The 5,000-nt window shown below is 73.2% G+C and carries 5 protein-coding genes; 4 read left to right on the top strand and 1 reads right to left on the bottom strand.

Going from position 1 to position 5,000, the window contains the following annotated elements; translation table 11 throughout:
* Positions 1–142 precede the first annotated feature (142 nt).
* The 3 genes from ACSNOB_RS31430 (at position 143) to ACSNOB_RS31420 (ending at position 2,984) form a co-directional block, all read left to right on the top strand.
* Positions 143–1,231, top strand: coding sequence for a PPK2 family polyphosphate kinase (locus ACSNOB_RS31430; protein WP_436691002.1), 1,089 nt, complete (start codon positions 143–145; stop codon positions 1,229–1,231).
* Between the two features lie 117 nt (positions 1,232–1,348).
* Entirely contained in the window at positions 1,349–1,975 is a 627-nt protein-coding gene (locus ACSNOB_RS31425) for a DUF47 domain-containing protein (protein ID WP_393106020.1), read from the top strand.
* A gap of 4 nt (positions 1,976–1,979) precedes the next feature.
* Positions 1,980–2,984: an inorganic phosphate transporter gene (locus tag ACSNOB_RS31420; protein ID WP_393106018.1), complete on the top strand. Its 1,005-nt coding sequence runs from the start codon at positions 1,980–1,982 to the stop codon at positions 2,982–2,984.
* 60 nt (positions 2,985–3,044) lie between these two features.
* On the opposite strand, the gene ACSNOB_RS31415 is transcribed toward ACSNOB_RS31420, so the two are convergent.
* Complete coding sequence (locus ACSNOB_RS31415) at positions 3,045–4,013, bottom strand: Gfo/Idh/MocA family protein (protein ID WP_436691000.1); 969 nt, start codon at positions 4,011–4,013, stop codon at positions 3,045–3,047.
* A 71-nt stretch (positions 4,014–4,084) separates the two neighbouring features.
* On the opposite strand from ACSNOB_RS31415, the gene ACSNOB_RS31410 reads away from it, so the two are divergent.
* Positions 4,085–4,918 (top strand): NUDIX hydrolase, encoded by an 834-nt coding sequence (locus tag ACSNOB_RS31410; RefSeq protein ID WP_436690998.1) that lies wholly within the window; start codon positions 4,085–4,087, stop codon positions 4,916–4,918.
* Positions 4,919–5,000 lie beyond the last annotated feature (82 nt).

Below are 5,000 nucleotides of genomic sequence, written 5' to 3'. Positions count from 1 at the left end.
GCACCGCTCCCGCCCGCGCCACCGCCGGCGTCGACCACGCAGTCGTGCTGCCCTCGCGGCGATGGGAGCGGCAGCGGGCGGGAGCGGTGCCGGCGGAAGCGCTCGGCGGGCGGAGCGGGCGGAGGTGGGTGATGATCCGGGGATGGGAGCGACGGGTGGAGCGGGCGTTGTCGGGCCGGTCGGCGGGGCCATGCGGGAGTTGCTGCGGGTGGCCCCGGGCCGGACGGTGGGCCTCGGGGCCGTGGACCCCCGGTCGACGCCCGGGCTGCCCGGGCCGGAGGTGACCGGCGAGCACCGCAAGGACTGGGCCCGTGGCCAGGTCGAGCTGATCGGCGCGGAACTGGGCCGGCAGCAGGAGATGCTGTTCGCCGACGCGAAGGCGCGGGAGGCGGGCGGGGCCGACCAGTTGGCCGGCGCTCCGGGAACGGCCGGTGCGGCGGGCGGTCCCGACGACGGTGCTCACGGCCGGGACGCCGGGGCGGGCGGTCCCGGTGCCGGGGCGCCGGGCCGGGATGCCGGGGTGCCCGGCCTGGGCGCCGGGCACCGGGTGCTGCTGGTGTTGCAGGCGATGGACTGCGGCGGCAAGGACGGCACGATCAAACGCGTCGCCGGCGCCATGAACCCGCTCGGCCTGCACATCCGCTCGTTCGGCCCACCCACCCCCGAGGAGTTGCGGCACGACTTCCTGTGGCGGGTCCGGCGGGCGCTCCCGCCGCCCGGGTACGTGGGGATCTTCAACCGCTCCCACTACGAGGACGTGCTGGTCGCGCGCGTCGACTCGCTGGTGCCGGAGCCGGTCTGGCAGGCCCGGTACGACGAGATCAACGCGTTCGAGCGGGAGCAGGCCGCAGCCGGGGTGACCCTGGTCAAGGTGATGCTGCACATCTCGTACGCCGAGCAGGGCCGGCGGCTGCTGGAGCGGCTGTCCGACCCGCGCAAGCACTGGAAGTACAACCCCTCCGACATCGACGCCCGGGCCCGCTGGGCCGATTACCAGGCCGCGTACGCCGAGGCGCTGGGCCGGTGCGGCACGGACGCCGCGCCCTGGTACGTGGTGCCGGCGGACCGCAAGTGGTACCGCGACTGGGCCGTCGCGCACCTGCTCAGGGAGACGTTCGACACCCTCGATCTGGGGTATCCGGCTGCCGGTTTCGACGTCCGGCGGGAACGGGAGCGGCTGCTGGGAGCGGAGGGAGATGCCGCAGATGAACGGCAGGTGAACGACCGGTGAATGTGGCCTGGCCAGGGGGAGGCCGCCGAAATCCCGGTTCTGTCGTTTCCTAGCATTCCCAGGCGGGCACCCTCCGGGCGGCCGCCACCCTTCCACCGACACGACGAGGTCCGTGCTGTGAAGTTTTCCTTCCGCCCGAACGAGGGCGCCTTCTACGAGCTCTTCACCAGGGCCGCGCAGAACCTGGTGAAGGGCACCGAACTGCTCAACGAGCTGGCCCTCCCCGGAGTCGAGGTGCAGTCGGTCAGCGAGCGGCTCACCGAGGTGGAGCACGACAGCGACCAGATCACCCACGAGCTGTACAAGAAGATCAACTCGACCTTCATCACCCCCTTCGACCGCGAGGACATCTACCGCCTCGGCTCGCTGCTGGACGACGTGATGGACCACCTCGAGGCGGTCGGCAACCTGCTCTACCTCTACGGGCTGACCAAGATCCCGTCGCTGCCGCGGGAGATGCACGAGCTGATCAACGTCCTCGACGCGCAGGCGAAGCTGACCGCCGACGCGATGCCGCGACTGAAGTCGATGAAGGACCTCGAGGACTACTGGATCGAGTGCAACCGGCTGGAGAACGACGGCGACCAGGCGTACCGGATGCTGCTGGTCCGCCTCTTCTCCGGCGAGTACGACGCGCTGACCGTGCTGAAGATGAAGGAGGTCGCCGACGAGCTGGAGGCCGCCTGCGACTCCTTCGAGCACGTGGCCAACACCGTCGAGACCATCGCGGTCAAGGAGTCCTGATCCTGTGAGCCCCGAACTCATCGCCGTGCTGGCGGTGATCGCGGTGGCGTTGGCGTTCGACTACACCAACGGCTTCCACGACGCCGCCAACGCGATCGCGACCAGCATCTCCACCAGGGCGCTCACACCCAGGGTGGCCCTGGCCATGGCGGCGGTCGGCAACTTCATCGGCGCCCACTTCGGCGCCGAGGTCGCCAAGACCGTCGGCAGCGGCCTGGTCAAACTACCCACCGGGCAGGCCAGCCTCGGCATCGTCTTCGCCGGCGTGATCGGCGCGATCGTCTGGAACCTGATCACCTGGTACTTCGGCCTGCCGTCGTCCTCGTCGCACGCGCTGATCGGCGGGCTGGTCGGCTCGACCGTCGCCGCGTCCGGCACCGTGCTGTGGACCGGCATCGGGGAGAGCGTGATCATCCCGATGATCCTCTCGCCGATGGTCGGCTTCCTGCTCGGCTACATCGTCATGATCGCCGTGCAGTGGATCTTCCGGAAGGGGCACCCGGGCAAGCTCAACCGGGGCTTCCGCTGGGCGCAGACCGCCTCCGCGGCGGCCATGTCCGTCGGCCACGGCATGCAGGACGCCGCCAAGACCATCGGCATCGTGGTGCTCGCCCTCTACGTCGGCGGCTACCAGGACGACCCGAGCTTCATCCCGGAGTGGGCGTTCTGGACCTCGGCCGCCGTGCTGGCCGCCGGCACGTACGCCGGTGGGTGGCGGATCATCCGGACGCTGGGTCGGAAGATCATCGACCTGAAGCCGCCGGAGGGTTTCGCGGCCGAGACCGTGGCCAGCTCGGTGCTGTACTTCAACGCGCTGGTCCTCGGCGCCCCGATCTCGACCACCCACACGATCACCTCGGCGATCATGGGTGTCGGCGCCACCAAGCGGCTCTCCGCCGTGCGCTGGGGCGTCGCCGGCAACATCGTCGGCGCGTGGATCCTCACGTTCCCGGCCGCCGGCTCCATCGGCGCCCTGATGTACTTCCTGGCCCGCCCGCTCTTCAGCTGAGACACGACGGAAGGGCCCCTGTCGACGTCGCGTCGGCGGGGGCCCTTTCCGTGCTCGCCGTCAGGCGTAGGAGACGCCGATCTGGGCGCGGATCCCGTCGAGCAGCGCCATCACCTCCAGGGTGGCGGCGTGCGGCACGAGAGGGCTCTCCAGCAGGCCCTCCGCCAGGCAGCGCTGAACCTCGGCGGCCTCGTACTGGTAGCCGCCGCCGACCAGCTCGCCGGTGATCGTCTCCGGCTCCGCGCCGGCCCGGTGCAGGGTCACCGAGCCCGGGCGGAAGAACGGCTCGGGCAGGTCGATCCGGCCGGTGGTGCCGGTGATCGAGGCGACCAGCGGGGTCGCCCCGACCATGCCGCAGCTCAGCGTGGCGACCGCGCCCGAGTCGTACCCGAGGAGGATCCCGGTGTTCTCGTCCACCCCCTCGGGGCTCAGCTTCGCCCACGCCCGGACGTGGTCGGGCACGCCGAGCAGCAGGTGGGCCAGGCTGACCGGGTAGACGCCGAGGTCGAGCAGGGCGCCGCCGCCGAGGGCGCGGGCCCGCATCCGGTGCTCCGGCGGGAACGGCCCGGCCGCGCCGAAGTCGGCCCGGACGCTGGTCACCGTGCCGATCGCGCCGTCCGCCACCAGCTCGCAGACCCGGCGTACGAGCGGGTTGGTCCGCATCCACATGGCCTCCATGAGGAAGACCCCGGCCGCGCGGGCGGCGTCGACCAGCTCGACGCTGGTCGCCAGGTCGAGCGTGAACGGCTTCTCCAGCAGCACCGCCCGGCCGGCCGCAAGGCAGGTCAGGGCCGCCTCGTGGTGCGCGGCGTGCGGGGTGGCGACGTAGACGACGTCCAGATCGTCGTCCGCGGCGAGCTCCGCCCAGGAGGCGTACGCCCGCGGTACGCCGTGCCGGCGCGCGAACCGCTCCGCGCTCTCGGCGGTCCGCGAGCCGACCGCCGCCAGTTCGGCACCCGGCACCAGCCGGAGGTCCTCGGCGAAGCGGGCGGCGATGTGGCCGGTGGCCAGGATGCCCCAACGAGTCATGGCGGCCACGCTAGCGAAGATCACCGGGCCGCAGGGCGGGCGATCCACCGGTCGGGAACTAGGCTCGGCGCATGACGATCCACGCCGACGGCTTCCCCGCACCCCCGGCGCTGGTGGAGCACGCCCGCCGGTTCCGCGCCGAGGGCGGCACGCCGGCGGCGCCCCGGGTCGCGGCCACCGTGCTGCTGCTCCGCCCGGCCGGCGACGACTTCGAGGTCTATCTGATCCGTCGGGTCGCCGCGATGGCCTTCGGCGGGATGTACGCCTTCCCCGGTGGCGGCGTCGACCCCTCCGACTCGCAGGCGCACCTGGACTGGGCCGGCCCGCCGCCGGCCGGCTGGGGCGAGCGGCTCGGGGTGCCCCCGGCGGCCGCCCAGGCGGTGGTCTGTGCCGCCGCCCGGGAGGTCTTCGAGGAGGCGGGCGTACTGCTCGCCGGCCCCGACGCCGGGGCCGTGGTGGGCGACGTGAGCGGCGACGACTGGGAGGCCGACCGGGTGGCGCTGGAGCAGCGCCGGGGAGGCTTCGCGGACCTGCTCGCCCGGCGCGGGCTCACCCTCCGGTCGGACCTGCTGCTGCCGTGGAGCCGGTGGATCACGCCGGAGTTCGAGCCGCGCCGCTTCGACACGTACTTCTTCGCCGCCCTGCTGCCCGAGGGGCAGCGGACCCGGGACGTCTCCGGCGAGACCGACCACACGCTGTGGATCCGCCCGGCGGACGCCCTGGCCCGCGCGGAGGCGGGCGAGCTGACCATGCTGCCGCCGACCCTGGTGAACCTGGCCCAGGTGGCGGCCTGCGCCGACCTGGCCGGCGTGGCCCGCGCGGCGGCGACCCGGGACGCCGCCACCCCCGTCACCCCGCGCCTCGACCTGCCCGACGACGGCGAAGCCCGGTTCGTGCTGGCCTGACCCGCGCGCCCGCGCACCCGTCCGCCCGCGCACCCGTCCGCCCGCGCACCCGTCCGCCCGCGCACCCGCCCGCCCGCGCACC

Source organism: Micromonospora sp. URMC 106, from assembly GCF_051386395.1.
GTDB lineage: Bacteria > Actinomycetota > Actinomycetes > Mycobacteriales > Micromonosporaceae > Micromonospora.
Note: the sequence above shows the minus strand (reverse complement) of the source record. Positions and strands in the feature narration are given on the sequence as shown.